The 18,032-nt window shown below is 29.4% G+C and carries 17 protein-coding genes and 1 pseudogene; 11 read left to right on the forward strand and 7 right to left on the reverse strand.

From position 1 onward, the window contains the following. Position 1 precedes the first annotated feature (1 nt). The 5 genes from RRF68_RS03575 to RRF68_RS03595 all read right to left on the reverse strand — a co-directional run bounded on the left by RRF68_RS03575 (position 2) and on the right by RRF68_RS03595 (position 5,313). A complete protein-coding gene (locus RRF68_RS03575; protein ID WP_315945038.1) occupies positions 2-1,045 on the reverse strand; it encodes a sensor histidine kinase in 1,044 nt (347 codons plus the stop codon). Beyond that, positions 1,045-2,190: an FIST signal transduction protein gene (locus RRF68_RS03580; RefSeq protein WP_315945039.1), complete on the reverse strand. Its 1,146-nt coding sequence runs from the start codon at positions 2,188-2,190 to the stop codon at positions 1,045-1,047. The genes RRF68_RS03575 and RRF68_RS03580 overlap by 1 nt, the downstream gene beginning before the upstream one ends. After that, positions 2,191-4,176, reverse strand: a complete 1,986-nt coding sequence (locus tag RRF68_RS03585) for a PAS domain S-box protein (RefSeq protein ID WP_315945040.1) — start codon at positions 4,174-4,176, stop codon at positions 2,191-2,193. A gap of 178 nt (positions 4,177-4,354) precedes the next feature. Then, positions 4,355-4,897 (reverse strand): heme NO-binding domain-containing protein, encoded by a 543-nt coding sequence (locus RRF68_RS03590; protein WP_218772381.1) that lies wholly within the window; start codon positions 4,895-4,897, stop codon positions 4,355-4,357. Positions 4,898-4,899: 2 nt separating this feature from the next. Continuing rightward, positions 4,900-5,313 carry a response regulator gene (locus RRF68_RS03595; RefSeq protein WP_315945041.1) on the reverse strand — a complete coding sequence of 138 codons (414 nt, stop codon included), beginning with the start codon at positions 5,311-5,313 and terminating at the stop codon, positions 4,900-4,902. A gap of 246 nt (positions 5,314-5,559) precedes the next feature. Between RRF68_RS03595 and RRF68_RS03600 the strand changes: the two genes are divergently transcribed. From RRF68_RS03600 to RRF68_RS03625, 6 genes and pseudogenes are all read left to right on the forward strand, one after another. Then, the gene (locus tag RRF68_RS03600; protein ID WP_315945042.1) at positions 5,560-5,916 is read left to right on the forward strand and encodes a hypothetical protein; all 357 of its coding nucleotides are present in this window, start codon (positions 5,560-5,562) and stop codon (positions 5,914-5,916) included. Positions 5,917-5,925: 9 nt separating this feature from the next. After that, positions 5,926-6,312 carry a YchJ family protein gene (locus tag RRF68_RS03605; protein WP_275316263.1) on the forward strand — a complete coding sequence of 129 codons (387 nt, stop codon included), beginning with the start codon at positions 5,926-5,928 and terminating at the stop codon, positions 6,310-6,312. A gap of 71 nt (positions 6,313-6,383) precedes the next feature. After that, positions 6,384-8,155 (forward strand): annotated as a pseudogene (locus tag RRF68_RS03610) (AMP-dependent synthetase/ligase). 73 nt (positions 8,156-8,228) lie between these two features. Continuing rightward, complete coding sequence (locus RRF68_RS03615) at positions 8,229-10,001, forward strand: AMP-dependent synthetase/ligase (protein ID WP_218772376.1); 1,773 nt, start codon at positions 8,229-8,231, stop codon at positions 9,999-10,001. Positions 10,002-10,043: 42 nt separating this feature from the next. Then, complete coding sequence (locus tag RRF68_RS03620) at positions 10,044-10,523, forward strand: hypothetical protein (RefSeq protein ID WP_315945043.1); 480 nt, start codon at positions 10,044-10,046, stop codon at positions 10,521-10,523. A 362-nt stretch (positions 10,524-10,885) separates the two neighbouring features. After that, positions 10,886-11,665: an RluA family pseudouridine synthase gene (locus RRF68_RS03625; protein ID WP_315945044.1), complete on the forward strand. Its 780-nt coding sequence runs from the start codon at positions 10,886-10,888 to the stop codon at positions 11,663-11,665. 2 nt (positions 11,666-11,667) lie between these two features. Here the strand turns inward: RRF68_RS03625 and RRF68_RS03630 are convergent, their stop codons facing one another. Together RRF68_RS03630 and RRF68_RS03635 are read right to left on the reverse strand one after the other, a co-directional pair. Beyond that, positions 11,668-12,963 carry an MFS transporter gene (locus RRF68_RS03630; RefSeq protein WP_315945045.1) on the reverse strand — a complete coding sequence of 432 codons (1,296 nt, stop codon included), beginning with the start codon at positions 12,961-12,963 and terminating at the stop codon, positions 11,668-11,670. A 74-nt stretch (positions 12,964-13,037) separates the two neighbouring features. Further along, positions 13,038-13,847 (reverse strand): M48 family metallopeptidase, encoded by an 810-nt coding sequence (locus RRF68_RS03635; protein WP_315945046.1) that lies wholly within the window; start codon positions 13,845-13,847, stop codon positions 13,038-13,040. Between the two features lie 127 nt (positions 13,848-13,974). On the opposite strand from RRF68_RS03635, the gene RRF68_RS03640 reads away from it, so the two are divergent. From RRF68_RS03640 to ffh, 5 genes are all read left to right on the forward strand, one after another. Beyond that, entirely contained in the window at positions 13,975-14,841 is an 867-nt protein-coding gene (locus RRF68_RS03640; protein ID WP_315945047.1) for an alpha/beta hydrolase, read from the forward strand. A gap of 2 nt (positions 14,842-14,843) precedes the next feature. After that, positions 14,844-15,311: a peptide-methionine (R)-S-oxide reductase MsrB gene (msrB, locus tag RRF68_RS03645; RefSeq protein WP_275316256.1), complete on the forward strand. Its 468-nt coding sequence runs from the start codon at positions 14,844-14,846 to the stop codon at positions 15,309-15,311. 48 nt (positions 15,312-15,359) lie between these two features. Then, positions 15,360-15,914: a DUF1572 family protein gene (locus RRF68_RS03650; protein WP_315945048.1), complete on the forward strand. Its 555-nt coding sequence runs from the start codon at positions 15,360-15,362 to the stop codon at positions 15,912-15,914. 55 nt (positions 15,915-15,969) lie between these two features. Continuing rightward, positions 15,970-16,494, forward strand: a complete 525-nt coding sequence (locus tag RRF68_RS03655) for a DinB family protein (RefSeq protein WP_218772369.1) — start codon at positions 15,970-15,972, stop codon at positions 16,492-16,494. Between the two features lie 144 nt (positions 16,495-16,638). Then, a complete protein-coding gene (gene ffh, locus RRF68_RS03660; protein ID WP_218772368.1) occupies positions 16,639-17,967 on the forward strand; it encodes a signal recognition particle protein in 1,329 nt (442 codons plus the stop codon). The last annotated feature ends 65 nt before the right edge of the window (positions 17,968-18,032 follow it).

Consider the following 18,032-nt stretch of genomic DNA (forward strand, 5'->3'; position numbering starts at 1 on the left):
ATTATTTTTTAAGTGTAAAATAAAAAGTAGATCCTTCATTTAATTCAGATTCTATCCAAATATCTCCTTTATAAACATCAACAATTTTTTTAGCAATAGATAAGCCTATTCCAGCAGATTTGTAATCATTCTCAAGCTTGGAAAAAGCTACAAATACTTTCTGGAAATATTTTTTATCAATACCCTTACCATTATCTTTTACATAAAATTTCCAAAAAATCTTTTCATCAGAATAACCTATCTCTATTTTTTTATTTTCTTTACCATTAAATTTAATGGAATTGTCTATTAAATTAGTAAACAATTGTTCCATTATATTTTTATCACCCTTTATGTTTGGTAATTTTTCTGGAATATGAACATTTATATTTTCAGATAAATTAAATTCTTTTAAAATAGTTTTTAATAATTTATCTAAATCTAAATTAGATCGCTTTTGCTTTTCTCTGTCAATTGTAGAATACGTATGAATAGCTTTTACTAAAGTATCAATTTTTTGAGTATTTTCTCTTATTAGCTCTATTCTTTCTTTTCCTTCACTATCTAATACTTTTCCTGAATCTTCTTTAAGCCAAACCGATAACGCTTCTATATTTTGTATTGGTGTTTTTAAATCATGAGAAATCATATGTGTATAATCATTTAACTCTTGATTTTGCTGTTCTAAGCTTTTTAAGAGTGAGTCCTTTTGTTGATTTATTTTTATAATCTCTTTAGTTTGATTATCAATAAAATCAACAAGTTTTAATAAATCTGAATTTTCTATAGGCTTATCTTGTTCTAGATCATAAAACTTAAGAGTATCAATTACATTTTTAAGCTTTTCTATAACTTTTCTTTGAGAATTAGTTTCTTCCTTTAATTTTTGATTTGCATCAAAAAGCTCTTCAGAACTTATTGCTGTAGCTCTTTGCAACATTGCAAATTGATTCTCTGATGTCTTGTAAGATTTATCTATAGCATCTAAAAAAGTTTCTAACTTTTTATCTGATAATAATTCTTCAGCTAAATACTTTCTAATTTGTCTTTTTAAAAGTGAATTCATTATTCGCTAATTAGTGTTACTGTCATTGTTTGATTATGTAATTGACAATTATTTTCTCCATTAAACGGAGCTATCTCACCATAAGAATACAATCCACAAAAAGTAGTTTGATCACCGATAACTTCTATTACCTCCTCTACTTCTTCTTCTATTCTTTGATCTAACACTAATTTTCTACCAATACAGCTAACTAAAATCGCAAGTTCTGGTTTATTTTTTCTAAATTCATTTGCATTTATTGCTGCTAATTCTGCAGCATTAACAATACTATCTAAATTAGTCATCATTAATTGTACTTTAGAATTTTCTAAAATATCTCCTGCCAATATCATTGAATTATCCTCTTCATTAATATTTAAAATTGTTCTTACAATAGATTGTTTATCGTTTGTAGATTTTACTTTCAGTGGATATAATAAGGCAGCTCCTGGTAATTCTTTTGACTTTTCACCTAAGTATTTTTTATATAAATCTAGCGCAAATAAGTTATCCAATTCGTATAAAATATTTCCTTTAGATTTTGTTACTGTTCTTTCTGGTCCAAAAGGAGTCCAACCACCATTAATAGAAAAAGTTACTTCTAAAGATTCACCATATAAACCAATAGCAACTATTTCTCCCTGTTTTGGATTCTCGTTATAAGACGATATCGTTTTTTCAAACCTTGCATCATCACCACATAAAGCACCTGTAATTAAAAAGTTATCATTTGTAGCCAAATTCATTCCTTTTGTTAATTGACTACCATTAATAAAACTTCCTTCCGAAAGAACAAATACATGTTTTAATTCTTTTTCAGAAAATTGACTAATTAGCTCTTTCCCTACTGCAAAACTATCTATTTTTTGATCTAAACCTGGTTTTAAAAAATTAGTCGTCTTAATTACAAAACTACTTTTTTCAAACTCTATAGCGGTTATGGTTATAGTATTTTCATCAATAGATTCTGAAGAAATATCTCCACAAGAAGAACCAAACACAATATGACCATCTTTAAAAATAGCTCTTATCTCATCATAAATTGTTTCGCTCTCTAATAAAAATCTATTTCCAAAAACTAAAACTAAAGGTTCTTTAAGTTTTAGTTCTTCTGATAAATATTTCCAAACAGAATTATTTTTTCTTTTAAGTTGTACTGTTTTCATTTAGTTTTTTTTTATAGTAAAGTAAAAAGTAGTTCCCTTATTAAGTTTACTCTCTAGCCAAACATCTCCTTCATGTAAATCAATTATTTTTCTAACTATAGATAAACCAATACCTGTAGAATCTTCTCTTTTATTTAATGAATGAAATACTTGAAAAATTTTATCATGATATTTTTTTTCTATTCCTATACCGTTATCTTTAATCGAAAATTGATGAAAATTTTTATTTTCCTGGTAATCAACCTCTATAATTCCAATTTCTTTATCACAAAACTTAATAGCATTACTAATAAAATTCTGAAATAACTGCTGAAACTTCGTTTTATCCCCCTTAATTATCGGTAATTTTTTTAATATAGTAACAGATATGTTTTTTGGTATAAATAATATCTTTTTTAAATCATTTAAAGTAATATTTAAATCTACGTCTTCCTTTTCTTTTGTAATTGAACCTGCACTTGAATATTCCAAAACATTAGAAATTAACTTTTCCATTGTTTCTAATGTAGTACTTATTAAGTTAAAATTCTCAAGTGTTGTTTCATCAAACTTACCGTTATTATCTGTTTTAATCCAAGAAACTAAAGCATCAATACTTCTTAATGGAGATTTTAAATCATGAGAAACTATATGTGCATATTCATGTAGTTGATTATTACTTTTTTCTAATTCTTTTAAAATTTGTTCTTTTTGTAATTGTAACTTTTTAGTTTTAGTAATATCTAAACCTAATGCTATAGTTCCTACATTCTCTCCAAGGAGGTTATAATTTGGTGCTGCACTTACATGCCAATATTTAGTTTCTCCTTTTTTATTCTTTGTTTTAAATTCATAAAAACTAGATACTTCTTTAATACGTTTTTCTTTTTCATTGTCAATAAAATTAGAATTATCGTTATCATTAAAAATATCATGTGCAACTTTACCTATTAACTCTTCTTCATTATAACCTGACATTTCAATAAAACGTTGGTTTATCATAGTAATCTGATTATCTCTATTGATTTCCACTAATCCTAAGTTCATATTAGCTATAATATTACTATACTTCTCTTTTTCAGACTCTAAACTTAAATTGTATTTTTTTTCTAAAGTAATATCTGTAAATGTCCACAAATAACCTTTAATTTTACTATCAACAATTATTGGCGTGTAATTTCGTTCAAGAATCTTACCGTCAATCATTTCTAGTTGTTCTCTATAAACAGGAATCTTAGCTTCGACTACATCATCCATTCTTCGCACAAAATCAGACGAATGTTTAAATAAAACTTTATTCTGTTCTGATGCCAACTTACAATCCATGCCTATTAGATCATCAGGCTGGGAATCTATTTTAAACAATTTACAAAATTTTTTATTAGATAAGACTATTTTTCTGTTTTCATCCTCTAAAACAATACCACTATTAAGGTTCAATACAAGTGCCGATAGTCTATTATTATATTCTAAAAGTTTTTCTTCGGAAGTTATTTGTTTTGTAATATCTCGAACAATTCCTTGAGCTGCAATTTTTTTTCCTATTTTATCGTATATTAAACTGGCGTTTATCTGAACCCATTTGACTTCTTTTTCTTTCGTTAAAATTCTAGCTGTATAGTTTGAAAAAGATCCAGTTTGATATAATTGACTAAAAGATTGAAAAGCATAAACATTATCTTCAGGGTATATTAAGTTTATTACGCTTAATTTTTCTTTTGAAATATCATAACCAAAAAATTCGATCGCTGCATTGTTCATTTTAAGAACATTTCCAGCTAAGTCCATTATTAAATAAGAATCATTTATGTTTTCAAAAACCCCTTTAAGTTGTAACGACTTATCTTCTAATAATTCTGCAAGTTTTATATTGCTGTCTTTTAATTCTTCGGACATTGAATATAATTCTCTTGATTTGTCTTCTAATATTTTCTCAGCAATTTTCCTAGCTTTTTTTTCTCTTTTTAAAGCACGTTGAAGTATATCTATTTTAGTGGAGGGACACATAATGTTGTATAATTAAATTAGAAAATTTTCCTTTTTATTAATAATTTATCGTTTTAATCAAATTTATAAAAAACAATTAATATAAATAAATAAAATCATAAAACACTAATAATATAATACATACACTTACTAAAAAGGTCTTAACCTATTTTTTAAAATTAAATATAAGCAAAATTTATTATTCAATTTTTTTTATGATAAATTTCACTTCCGTTCCATCTTCTCTAATTTTTTCTAAAATAATACTTGCTTTAGAATTAAAATGATCAAAAGTTTTATTCATTAATCCAAGTCCAAAATGATGCATAGCCCTACTCGATTTATAAATCATAATTAATGAATTTTCTGTTCTCTCTTCAATAATAAAAGTAGGTAATTCTGCTTCAGGATAAATCTTCTTTACTTCTATATGGATATGATTTTCAATAGAAGCTAGCATTTCTATAGGGTCTCTATATGTTGCTAAAAGCCCTGGATAACTCTTTTCTATAACATTAAAAAAGTGTTCTGCATATACTAGCAACAAATCATCTATAGAGATTGAAGTGTTTCTACTTAAATGTTGCAGTAATTGTAACATTTCAGAAAAGCTATAAGTTCCTATTGATGTATATATACCTTCAGATTCTAATGTAGATTGAGAAATGATTTTATCCACCATCTCTAAACCAAACTTATCCTCTACTAAATCTAAAAACTCAGTAAAAACTATGCCTTTCATATTTAATATTTTTTTAATTCATTTATACTCCAATAAGATAAAACTGTTTCTATTTTATTAACATAATCTTCATATTTTAAAGGTTTTAAAATATAACCAGAAACTCCAATTCTATAACATTCTTCTAAATCTTTCTGATTATCTGAGGTTGTTAGAATCACTGTTGGAATATGTTTTAAATCATCGTTATTTTTTAATATTGTTAAAAGTTCTATACCGTTAATTTTTGGCATGTTTAAATCTAGTAAAATTAAATCAGGCAAACTACTTTTTTCTTCTAAAATATCAAGTGCTTCTTCTCCATTTTTTGCTTCACTAATATCATGCTTAAGTTCTAAGGATGAATTAGTTCTTTTCATTTTCATTATTTCAATAATGTTATCTTCAATAAGTAAAATATTTAGTCTTTTTTTCAAAATTTATGGGATAAGAATTTATGAGATAAAAATACCTTTTTTTTTAAAGATTAATAATTTGATTTGTTTAACTAATCTTATCCATCGATGAAAGACTTTTAAGTATAGATGAATAGTTTTTTATTTCGGTTAAGTTTATTAATAAAGAGATAAATACTTTTAAAAAAAGTAAAATATGTTAATCTTCTTTCTAACCTTTTTTATTCTCTATATAAATAGAGTAATTTTACCCTTTATTAAAGAAAAATGACGATTCAAGATTTAGTTGGAGATTATACTATTATTGGTAACAATCAAGATGCCGAAGAACACTCATACAAAGGTGTATTATCTTTAAGTTTAGATGTTAATAATCGTATTATTGCGAAGTGGCTTATTAATGATGAGCAATCCCAAATTGGAACCGGATTTTTTAATGATAATATATTAGCTATTAATTTTAAATATAAAGGAGCTGATAAAAACATTTATAAAGGTGTTGTTGTTTATCGCTGTATCTCTAAAGATATTTTAGATGGTTTTTGGTCTGAAAAACATGGTAATCCTTTATATTTAGGTAAAGAACGTTGTTTTAGAATAAAAGAAAATGAACTTTTAAATTAATTTTTTATTATGCAATGCCCTTGTAATCCGTCTAAAAAATATAGTGATTGCTGTGAAAAAGCACATCAAAACATCCAAACCGTCTTAACTGCTGAGGTATTAATGCGATCGAGATACAGTGCTTTTGTATTGGCTGATATTAACTACTTAAAAAAAAGTCACCACTCAAGTATTCGACCTTCTGACAAAGAAAATAAAGAAATTTTACAATGGACAAAATCTGTTGAGTGGATTAAATTAGAAGTGTTAAACACTACAAAAGGAACAAAAAAAGATTTAACTGGAACAGTTGAGTTTAAAGCCTTTTTTATAGAAAATGCTAAAATTGATGTAATATATGAAAACTCTTCTTTTTGTAAAGAAAATAATCATTGGGTATATTTTAAAGCAGATTAAAATAGCTAACTAATAAAAACAACTTGTTTTTTTAAACTTATTTTTTATAGATTTATGCCAAACTAATTTATATGCATAAACCAATACAGGTAACACGTCTTTTCGACTTTCCTTATTATCAACTTAGCCAATATCCACAAGAAAAATGCTTTGTTTCAAAAGAAAAGAATACTTGGATTAATACATCAACAAAAGATTACATTAAAAATGCAAACACCGTTAGTAGCGCTTTATTAAACTTAGGAATAAAGCCTGGAGATAAAATAGCAGTTATTACCAATACCAATCAACCAAAATGGCATATTTTAGATATTGGTATATTACAAATAGGGGCTATTAATGTGCCGCTTTACCCAACTTTTTCTGAAAAGGACTATGCATATGTTTTAAATCATTCAGATAGTATTTATTGTTTTGTTTCTGATAATGATTTATATGAAAAAGTACTTGCAGTTCAAGATCAAACACAACTTAAAAAAGTTTTTACGTTCGAAGATATCGCTACAGATTATAGCTGGAACTCTTTTTTATCTTTAGGAAAAAATGAAGAGAACCAAAACCTTATTAACAAAAAAAAGATTTGGTAAAAGCCACAGATTTAGCTACAATAATATATACATCAGGTACAACAGGCACGCCTAAAGGTGTTATGCTCTCTCATGAAAATGTAGTTAGTAATATTTTTGCAGTAGCCGAATCACTAGATTTACATGAACATAAAAAAAGAGCTATTAGCTACCTTCCTATTTCCCATATTTTCGAAAGAGCAGCTTCTTACTATTGCCAATACATGGGATTTGAAATTTATTTTGCCGAAAGCATCGATAAAATCGGAGAAAACCTAAAAGAAGTACAACCTAATTTTATGGCTGTAGTGCCTAGGTTATTAGAAAAAGTTTTTGATAAAATTGTTGATAAAGGAAGTAATTTAACTGGTTTAAAAAAACGTTTATTCTTTTGGTCTTTGAAATTGGCAGAGCAATACAAACCGTATAAAGAAAACGGATGGTGGTATGAATTTCAATTAAAAATAGCTCGCAAACTTATTTTTTCTAAATGGAAAGAAGCTTTAGGAGGAAAATTAGATTTTATGCTTGCCGGAAGCGCACCAATGCAACCTCGTTTAATAAAAACGTTTACTGCCGCAGGTATACCTGTTTTTGAAGGCTACGGAATGACAGAAACGTCACCCGCTGTTTCTGTAACAGATATGCGTAATAAAGGTTTTAAAATAGCTACTGTTGGTAAAGCAATTAAAGATGTTAGTATAAAAATTGCGGCAGATGGTGAAATTTTAGTTAAAGGCCCTAACATTATGATGGGCTATTATAAAAACGATACGCAAACAAACGAAACTATTAAAAACGGATATCTACATACCGGTGATATTGGAGAAATAGACGATGATGGTTTTTTAAAAATTACTGATAGAAAAAAAGAAATTTTTAAAACCTCGGGCGGTAAATATATTGCCCCTGCTGTATTGGAAAGCGAATTAAAAAAATCTCGTTTTATAGAGCAAGTTATGATAATTGGAGAAAGTGAAAAAATGCCTGCTGCTCTAATACAAGTTTCTTTTGATTTTGTAAACGAATGGGCAAAAAGACACAGTTATATACTTAATGATGTAGCTATCAATCAAAAATTAATTGACCGAATTCAAAGAGAAATTGATTACTACAATAAAAAATCTGGTAAATGGGAACAAATAAAACGCTTCGAAATAACTAGTGATGAATGGACTGTTAATGCTGGTCATTTAACTCCTACATTGAAAATGAGACGGAAAATTATCTTAGATAAATACAAAAATTTATATAATAAAATATATAATTCTCAATAAATCAACCACTAAGCTTAAACTTGTGCAATCGGGGTATTTTTCCTATTTTGCAAGGCGCAAAAACATTAACTTTATGTCGATTAAAATTACCCGTCTTTTTGATTTCCCTTATTATCAACAAGAAACCTATAATTTAGAAAAAGCTCTTACAACCAAATACAATGGTAAATGGGAATCAATATCTACAAATGAATATATAGATAAAGCAAACACCATTAGTAGAGGTTTATTGCGTTTAGGCATACAACCAAATGATAAGATAGCTGTAATATCTACAAACAACCGTACGGAATGGAACATATGTGATATAGGTATTTTACAAACAGGTGCACAAAATGTACCTATCTATCCTACTATTTCGAAAGAAGATTACGAATATGTTTTAAATCACTCTGAGGCTATTTATTGCTTTGTTTCTGATGAAGTTGTCTTAGAAAAATTAAATCAAATTAAAGGGAACACTAAATTAAAAGGGATTTTTACTTTTGATGACATTGCTAATGAAAAAAGTTGGAAAGAAATTTTAGAATTAGGTAAAGATACAAGTAATCAGAACGAAGTTGAAGCACGTAAAAATGCAGTTACTTCTGATAGTTTAGCAACCTTAATCTACACCTCTGGTACTACTGGAAGACCAAAAGGAGTTATGCTTTCTCACGGAAACATTGTTTCTAATGTTTTAGCTAGCGAAAAGAGAGTTCCTCTATTATATGGAAAAGAACGCGGATTAAGTTTTTTACCTATCTGTCATATTTTTGAACGCATGATATTGTATTTATATCAATACTGTGGTGTTTCTATCTATTTTGCAGAAGGAATTGATAAACTAAGTGAAAATGCGCAAGAAATTAAACCACATGTAATGACTGCAGTTCCTAGACTGTATGAAAAAATTTATGATAAGATTTATGCTAAAGGAGCTGATTTATCAGGAATTAAAAAAGCATTATTCTTTTGGGCTATCGATTTAGGTTTAAAATACGAACCATATGGAGCTAACGGATGGTGGTATGAAAAACAATTAAGTGTTGCGCGTAAATTAATTTTCTCTAAATGGCAAGCAGCCTTAGGTGGTGAGTTAAAATTAATGGTTTCTGGTTCTGCCGCTTTACAACCGCGTTTAACAAGAATATTTGCTGCTGCAGGAATGCCGGTTATGGAAGGTTATGGTCTTACCGAAACCTCTCCTGTTATCTCTGTAAATGACGTTAGAAATGGCGGATTTAGAGCAGGTACTGTAGGTAAATTAATTGACGGATTAGAATTAAAACTTGCTGAAACTGGTGAAATTTTAGTAAAAGGACCTAATGTAATGTTAGGGTATTATAAAGATGCTGAAAAAACAGCAGAAGTATTAAAAGATGGTTATTTCTATACAGGTGATAAAGGAGAACTAGATAAAGATGGGTTCTTAACAATTACTGGCCGTACTAAAGAAATGTTTAAAACTTCTGGAGGGAAATATGTTGTTCCGCCATTATTAGAAGGTGAATTAAAACAATCTCGTTTCATAGAACAGGTTATGGTTATTGGTGAAGGAGAAAAAATGCCGGCAGCTTTAATTCAGCCTAATTTTATTTTTGTAAAAGAATGGGCAAAAAGACATAATCTTAAATTCGAAAATAATACCGATTTAATAAATAATCCAAAAGTAATTGATCGTATTCAAGAAGAAGTTACGCTTTGTAATTCTAAATTTGGAAAATGGGAAGCTATTAAGCGATTTGAATTAACCGCTGAAGAATGGTCTATAGATGGAGGACACCTTACTCCTACTATGAAAATGAAACGTAAAATTATCAAAGAAATTTATAAAGATTTATACGATAAAATATATAGATCTTAACTTTATAAAGTGTTGTGAAAGCAACACTTTTTTCTTTTTATCATGAATAAATTCATCTCTTTTATTGCTGAAGTAGGTAAAGTATCACTACCTAAAAACTTTGATTACCCGCACAACTACACACCACATTCTTTAGCTAAAACAGCGGCTAAAGAACTGCAAGAATATTTAGAAAATCAAACAGATTTTAATCATAATTTTGGATTAAAAAACCCGAATAGCAAAGATGCTTTGGGTAAAATGTTTGGCGTATTGGTCGTTAAAAAAAATGATGGAGAAATAGGCTATTTAGCTGCTTTTTCAGGTAAAATTGCAGAAACTACTCATCATAAAAAATTCGTACCACCGGTATACGATGTTTTAGTTGAAAACGGAGAGTTCTTAAAAACAGAAGAGAAAAACAATCAAATTAATCTTCAACTTTCTGAACTAGAAAGTAATATTGATTATTTAACAATAAAAAAATCATATTTAAAAAGGGTTTCTAGAAATGAAACTCTTTTAAGTGAAGAAAAAAAGTAATTAAAGCACGCCGAAAATTAAGAAAAGAGCTGTCTAAACAAGACAATCAACTTAATATTAATGAGGAGTTTTATTTACGTGAATATGAAGTTTATTTAAACACTCAAATAGCTTCTCTGCAAGAAGAATACAATAATTACTTATTACAAATACAGCAACTAAAACAACAACGAAAAGAACTTTCTGTAGCTGGTCAACAAGAAATATTTAAACAATACCAATTCTTAAATGCTAAAAATGAAAAAGAGAATTTACTAACTATTTTTAAAGGTTCATCTCAAAATATTCCTGCCGGTGCTGGTGATTGTTGTGCTCCGAAATTATTACAATATGCTTTCTTAAACAACCTCACTCCTATTTGTATGGCAGAGTTTTGGTGGGGAAAACCGTCGGCTAATGCTGTTCGAAAACACCAACATTATTATTCGGCATGTACCGGTAAATGTAAACCTATCTTACACCATATGTTACAAGGATTAACTGTTGATGACAATCCGCTAATAGCGCAGTTTCAAGTAAAAAAAGAAATAGAGGTTATATTTGAAGATGAGTATCTGCTTGTAATCAACAAACCACACGAATTATTATCTGTAGCAGGAAAAGAAGTTAAAGACTCGGTGTATAGTCGAATTAAAAAGAAATATCCAAATGCTACCGGCCCATTGATTGTTCATCGCTTAGACATGTCTACTTCCGGCATTTTATTGATCGCTAAAAACGAAATTATTCATAAAAATCTACAAGCGCAGTTCATCAACAGAACTATAAAAAAACGCTATGTTGCTTTATTACATGGCTCTTTATATAAAAAAAACGGTGAAATAAACTTACCGCTAAGAGTTGATTTAGATGATAGACCTAAACAATTAGTATGTTATGAACATGGTAAAAAAGCACTTACCAAATGGGAAGTTATTGAAGTTATAGACAACAAAACAAAAGTATATTTTTACCCTATTACAGGTCGCACACATCAGTTACGAGTACATGCAGCACATCAGTTAGGCTTAAACATACCTATTGTAGGTGATGATTTATATGGAACAAAAGCTAACAGGTTATATTTACACGCAGAAAACTTAAGCTTTAGGCATCCTATCAGTAAAAAAGAAGTACAATTTACTTCTCCTGCTCCATTTTAAATTTAGGCTACGTATTTAGTTCTCTTTAGCGTGCTTAAAATAATGAATGATATTAAAAAGAAAATAGCTAAACATAAAACTGACCATTGCATAGAATCGGTAATTGCATATAACGCTCCGTAAACAGAAGTTCCTAAAACAATTGCTATTTTTTCTGTTACATCATAAAAACTAAAATACGTTGCGTGGTCTTCTGTTTCTGGTAATAATTTAGAATACGTAGATCGTGTTAGCGACTGTATAGCTCCTTGTACCAACCCCAACATACCTCCTAATCCGTAAAAATATAGCGCCACATTTTCTTGAGATTTATCTAATGAAAATGCAAAAAAGCAAACAAGCATCCATATAGCAATCGTCAATTTTAAGGCTTTAAAATTTCCGTACTTATCTGAAAATCTAGAAAAAATTAAGGCTCCGAAAATAGCTACAACTTGCACTAGTAATATGGTAGCAATCATATTTGTTGATTCTAAGCCTAATTCTGATGACCCAAAAATAGCCGCCATTAAAATGATGGTTTGCACACCAATACTCAAAAAGAAAAAAGCTAATAAAAATCGTTTTAAAGTAGGATAATTTAAAACTTCTTTAAATACAATTTTAAGCTCTCTATAGCCTTTCCATATATAATCATTATCAGGTTGTTTATTATAAATATCTCCTGGTAAACGGCGAAAGGTTATTTGGGCAAAACCAATCCACCAAATACCAACCATCACGAAAGAAAGTCGAGATGCCATACCAGATGTGATTCCTAATGTTTCAGGAAACATAATCATTCCTAAATTTATTATCAATAAAACAACTGAACCAATATATCCATAGATAAAACCTTTTGCACTCGCTCTATCTTGTTGTTCTGGCAAAGCTATTTCTGGTAAATATGCATTATAAAAAACCCAACTTGCCCAAAAACCGATACTTGCTAAAATGGTAAACCAGATACCGATCCAAACCGTATCTACGCCTTCAAAGAAATACAATGCAATTACAGATAAACCTCCCATCCAACAGAAAAATTTCATGAATTTTTTCTTACTTCCTGTATAATCAGCGATTCCTGATAAAATTGGAGAAATAAATGCTACTACTAAAAAAGAAAATGACAATGCATAACTGTACAAGCTATCTGGGTGCTCCCAATCCATTCCTAAAAAACGAACTGTTTTACCTTTTGTTATAGCACTATAGTACAAAGGAAAAACAGCAGTACTAATTACTAAAGAGTATACTGAGTTTGCCCAATCGTAAAATGCCCATGCATTAATTAATTTCTTATCTCCTCTTTTATACATATATCTAATATCTTATAATAAAAAAACCGCTCATAAAATGAACGGTTTGCAATATAATATAATTTACTCTCTAATTATTTTCCAGGTACATTAAATTTTGCTGCTAATTTTTTTGCTTCTGGTAAATACGATCTAAGTGTATTAATACGTGTTTGATTAGAAGGGTGTGTGCTCATAAATTCTGCCGGAGCTTTTTGTCCTTTTGTTCGTTGACTCATCCTAACCCAAACCTCGGCAGCTTCCGAACCATTATAACCCGCCATTAACATAAACACTAAACCTAATTTATCTGCTTCTGTTTCGTGACTTCTACTAAAAGGCAACATTACACCTACTTGAGTTCCCAAACCATAAGCTGTATTAAAAATAGCTGAATTTTTACTATTTCTAGTACCTAAAGCTACTGCTGCACCACCTAATTGTTGTAATTGCCCAGTAGACATACGTTCTTGACCATGCTTTGCAAAAGCATGTGCTACTTCGTGCCCCATAACCGCAGCAATACCGTCTTCGTTAGCACAAATTGGTAAGATACCTGTATAAAAAACAACTTTACCTCCTGGTAAACACCAAGCATTTACAGTTTTATCTTCTACTAAATTAAACTCCCACTTATAGGAATCTGCTTCAGATTTCATTCCGTTTGCTCTCATGAAACGATCTACAGCTTCCGAAATATTTTTACCTACTCTTTTAATTTGATTAGATTTAGAAACGTCTTTAGATAATTTATTTTCTTCTAAAAACCCTTTATATTGTGCAAAACTAGCAGGTAACACTTCTGCATCACTCACAAAGTTAAGTCGTTTTCTTCCTGTAATAGGCACTGTACTACATTGTATTAAAAATATTGCAACAATTCCTAAGGCTATAATTCTTTTCATTTATTATTGTTTTTATTTATTTTTGATTGTTTTAATTAAGACACACTAAAAAATAGTGTCACAAAAGTAGTAAACAATTTGTATGTTTAAATTTACAAATTCTATCTTTATCTTAAAAATTATTTACATGAATTTTAAAAATTCAATATTATTTCCTCCTAGTTTAAATATTCCTAAACCAATTATATTAGCAGCAAAAACCACTCAGTTTTTCTCAACTAGTTTAACTGCTAAGTTTGGCATAAAGTTATTTAGCACTCCTATAAAATTTACTATTCCTAAAAGAGAAAAAGTAATGCTAAAAAGCGCACAAAAGAAAACAATAACCATACCTAATATTTCTAAAAAAGTAGAAATACTATCTTATGGATATTCTAAAAAGAAAGTTTTACTAGTACACGGTTGGGCTGGAAGAAGCACACAATTATTTATGATTGCTGATAAACTTTTAGAAAAAGGATATATGGTTATCTCTTTTGATGGTCCTGCTCACGGTAACTCTGAAGGAAAAACAACGATGATGCCCGATTTTTTAGACACCATTACCGAAATAGACAATCACTTTGGACCTTTTGATGCTGCCGTAGGGCATTCTTTTGGTGGTATGTGTTTATACAACAGTGTGGCTGATAATTTTAAAATTAATAAGTTGGTAACTGTTGGTGCTGCTGATAAAATTTCTGACGTTATTTTAAACTTTACTAAAAACTTAAAAGTAAAGTCGGTTGTTGCTTCTAAAATGAAAAGCATTTTTGATAAACAATGGAATACAGACATAGATCTTCATTCATCGAGTATTGTTGCTAAAAATATAAACATTCCTGTTTTAATAGTTCATGATTCTAATGATGGCGATGTTCCTGTAAGTTGCGCAATAAATATTCGTCAAAATACAAAAGAAGGAAAACTTTTAATCACCAAAGGCTTAGGTCACACTAAAATACTTCGTAACAAAAAGGTAACTTCTGATATTGTTGATTTTATTATTCAGTAATTATGAAAAATAGTATAATAGCTTTATTTTTAATAACTTTTGTTAATTGTTCGGGGATTGCTCAAGACAAAAAAACATATAAAGTTTCAAAAACAGCTAAAGAATGGAAAAGTATTTTAACACCAATACAATATTACGTTCTTAGAGAGGCTGGTACAGAACGTCAAAACTCTAGCTCATTAAATAATAATTATAAAAAAGGGTTATATGTTTGCGCCGCTTGCAATACACCTCTGTATAAATCTAAAAACAAGTATGATTCTCGTTCTGGTTGGCCTGCTTTTGATAGGGCGATAGAAAAAAATGTTGAATTAGATGTTGATTATAAAATAGGTCATGCACGTACCGAGTTAAAATGCAATACTTGTGGCGGTCATTTAGGACATGCATTTAATGATGGCCCAACAAAAACAACAGGCATTCGTCATTGTATTAATGGCGCTGCACTAAATTTTATCCCTAAAAAATAATTCAATTAAAAATAGTACATTAGAGCTGATATAATCAGCTCTTTTTTTATGGATGCATCTTACTTACCAAGTGCAATAAAACAGTTTGAATATTATAAACTTTTAGGAGATAAAACATTTGCGCAATTAAATCGTGATCAGTTTTTCTGGAAACAAAATAAAGAAGACAGTTCTATAGCTATTATTGTAAAACATATATCAGGCAATATGCGTTCTCGTTGGACCTGTTTTTTAACAGAAGATGGAGAAAAAGAATGGCGTAACCGAGATGATGAATTTATAAATTCTTTTACCTCACAAGAAGAAGTAATCGCTTGTTGGGAAATGGGTTGGCAATGTTTATTTAACGCACTAAATACTATAACTAAAGAAAATTCTGATACTATAGTTTATATCAGAAACCAAGGTCATAGTATAACTGAAGCCATAAATAGACAATTATGTCACTATTCGTATCACGTAGGTCAAATCGTTTTTTTAGGTAAATTATCAGCTGGAGATGATTGGAAATCTTTATCTGTAGCAAAAGGAAACTCTAAAGAATATAATGCTGAAAAGTTTAGTAAAGAAAAATCTCGTAAACATTTTACAGACGATTTATGAAAAACAAATCCGTTTACTTGAATAAATTTCAGGTTTGCAAAAAAACTATTTTATAATGGAAAAAGAAACTATAATTTCTTTATTAGAGGATAAACATCAAGAATTATTTAATTGGATACATAAACAACCTGAAGATTCTTATGAAAAGGGTCCTGAAGGAAAATGGACTACCGGACAACACATTGTTCATTTAGTAGCTTCAATAAAGCAAGTAAATAATGCATTGAGTTATCCTAAATTTTTATTAAAATATAAATTCGGAAGTTCAAACAGAGAAGTTCGTTCTTATGATGAAGTTGCAAAACGCTATCAAGAGAAGCTTTCTAAAAATCAAGAAAGAGCCAGGAAATTTAATATTGAAATAAAAACACCTTCAAAAATTAAATTTAACCAATTATTAGCAACTCTTCAAGTACAAAATAAAAAACTACAACACAAAACGAAACGTTGGAAAAACAAAGATTTAAATTCCCTAATTCTTCCTCATCCATTAATGGGTAAAATGCCAATTAGAGAAATTATTATGTGGACTGGTTATCATACCGAGCATCACACTACTATTTTAAAAGAGAAGCATTAGTTTTTAATTTTTAACCTTCTTGAAAAATTACTTAATTTTATTTATCATCTATTTTTCTTAAAAAAAGACTAAAAATCTAGCATCTAAAGTCTAACATCTAAAGTCTAATTACTATATTTGTGCCTCTAAAAATGAAGCCGATACATGTTTAATAATTTAAGTGAAAAGTTAGATAAAGCGTTACACACGCTTAAAGGACACGGAAAAATTACTGAAGTTAATGTTGCAGAAACGCTAAAGGAAGTTCGTAGAGCTTTATTGGATGCCGATGTTAACTTTAAGATAGCTAAAGATTTTACAAAAAGAGTTCAGAAAAAAGCGATAGGTCAAGACGTATTAACTACGTTAAACCCTGGCCAATTAATGGTAAAGTTAGTTAAAGACGAACTTACTGAATTAATGGGAGGTGATACTGTTGGTGTTAACTTAGGCGGCTCTCTTAGTGTAATTTTAATGTCTGGTTTACAAGGATCTGGTAAAACTACCTTTTCTGGTAAATTGGCTAACTTCTTAAAAACTAAAAAATCTAAAGAAGTATTATTAGTAGGTTGTGATGTGTATCGTCCTGCCGCTATTAATCAGTTACAAGTTGTTGGAGAACAAATTGGTGTTGATGTATATGCTGAAGTAGAAAATAAAAATCCTGTTGAAATTTCTTTAAATGCTATTAAGCATGCAAAAGCAAACGGTAAGAATGTAGTTATTATTGATACTGCCGGTCGTTTAGCTGTTGATGAAGAAATGATGAATGAAATTTCTAACATTCACAAAGCTGTTAATCCGCAAGAAACATTATTTGTTGTAGATGCTATGACAGGGCAAGATGCTGTAAATACTGCAAAAGCCTTTAATGATATTTTAAACTTCGATGGTGTTGTATTAACCAAATTAGATGGTGATACACGTGGTGGAGCTGCTTTATCGATAAAATCGGTCGTAAATAAACCAATTAAGTTTATTGGTACTGGTGAAAAGATGGATGCAATTGATGTATTCTATCCAGATCGTATGGCAGATCGTATTTTGGGTATGGGAGACGTTATCTCTTTAGTAGAACGTGCTCAAGAACAATACGATGAAGATGAAGCTAGAAAATTACAAAAGAAAATTGCTAAAGATCAATTTGGTTTTGATGACTTTTTAAGTCAAATACAACAAATCAAAAAAATGGGTAGCATGAAAGATCTTGTAGGTATGATTCCTGGTGCAGGAAAAGCCCTAAAAGATGTTGAAATAGAAGACGATGCTTTTACAGGTATCGAAGCAATTATACAATCTATGACTCCGCTAGAAAGAAGTACACCTTCTTCCATAAACGCAAGTCGTAAGAAAAGAATAGCAAAAGGTTCTGGTACCTCTGTTCAAGAAATAAACCAGTTAATGAAGCAGTTCAATCAGATGAGCAAAATGATGAAAATGATGCAAGGTGGTGGCGGAAGAAAAATGATGCAAATGATGAAAGGAATGAAATAATATAAAAGAGAAGCTGCTGTGGCTTCTCTTTTTTTACATATAAGTTTAACAATCACTACAACACA

Origin of the sequence: Tenacibaculum sp. HL-MS23, assembly GCF_032463465.1 — a bacterium.
In the GTDB taxonomy this organism is placed as follows: Bacteria; Bacteroidota; Bacteroidia; order Flavobacteriales; family Flavobacteriaceae; genus Polaribacter; species Polaribacter bernardetii.

Coding starts and splice junctions, on each gene's coding strand:
- RRF68_RS03575 (WP_315945038.1), bottom strand. CDS start 1,045: ATGAATTCACTTTTAAAAAGACAAATTAGAAAGTATTTAGCTGAAGAA.
- RRF68_RS03580 (WP_315945039.1), bottom strand. CDS start 2,190: ATGAAAACAGTACAACTTAAAAGAAAAAATAATTCTGTTTGGAAATAT.
- RRF68_RS03585 (WP_315945040.1), bottom strand. CDS start 4,176: ATGTGTCCCTCCACTAAAATAGATATACTTCAACGTGCTTTAAAAAGA.
- RRF68_RS03590 (WP_218772381.1), bottom strand. CDS start 4,897: ATGAAAGGCATAGTTTTTACTGAGTTTTTAGATTTAGTAGAGGATAAG.
- RRF68_RS03600 (WP_315945042.1), top strand. CDS start 5,560: ATGACGATTCAAGATTTAGTTGGAGATTATACTATTATTGGTAACAAT.
- RRF68_RS03605 (WP_275316263.1), top strand. CDS start 5,926: ATGCAATGCCCTTGTAATCCGTCTAAAAAATATAGTGATTGCTGTGAA.
- RRF68_RS03615 (WP_218772376.1), top strand. CDS start 8,229: ATGTCGATTAAAATTACCCGTCTTTTTGATTTCCCTTATTATCAACAA.
- RRF68_RS03620 (WP_315945043.1), top strand. CDS start 10,044: ATGAATAAATTCATCTCTTTTATTGCTGAAGTAGGTAAAGTATCACTA.
- RRF68_RS03625 (WP_315945044.1), top strand. CDS start 10,886: ATGGCAGAGTTTTGGTGGGGAAAACCGTCGGCTAATGCTGTTCGAAAA.
- RRF68_RS03630 (WP_315945045.1), bottom strand. CDS start 12,963: ATGTATAAAAGAGGAGATAAGAAATTAATTAATGCATGGGCATTTTAC.
- RRF68_RS03635 (WP_315945046.1), bottom strand. CDS start 13,847: ATGAAAAGAATTATAGCCTTAGGAATTGTTGCAATATTTTTAATACAA.
- RRF68_RS03640 (WP_315945047.1), top strand. CDS start 13,975: ATGAATTTTAAAAATTCAATATTATTTCCTCCTAGTTTAAATATTCCT.
- msrB (WP_275316256.1), top strand. CDS start 14,844: ATGAAAAATAGTATAATAGCTTTATTTTTAATAACTTTTGTTAATTGT.
- RRF68_RS03650 (WP_315945048.1), top strand. CDS start 15,360: ATGGATGCATCTTACTTACCAAGTGCAATAAAACAGTTTGAATATTAT.
- RRF68_RS03655 (WP_218772369.1), top strand. CDS start 15,970: ATGGAAAAAGAAACTATAATTTCTTTATTAGAGGATAAACATCAAGAA.
- ffh (WP_218772368.1), top strand. CDS start 16,639: ATGTTTAATAATTTAAGTGAAAAGTTAGATAAAGCGTTACACACGCTT.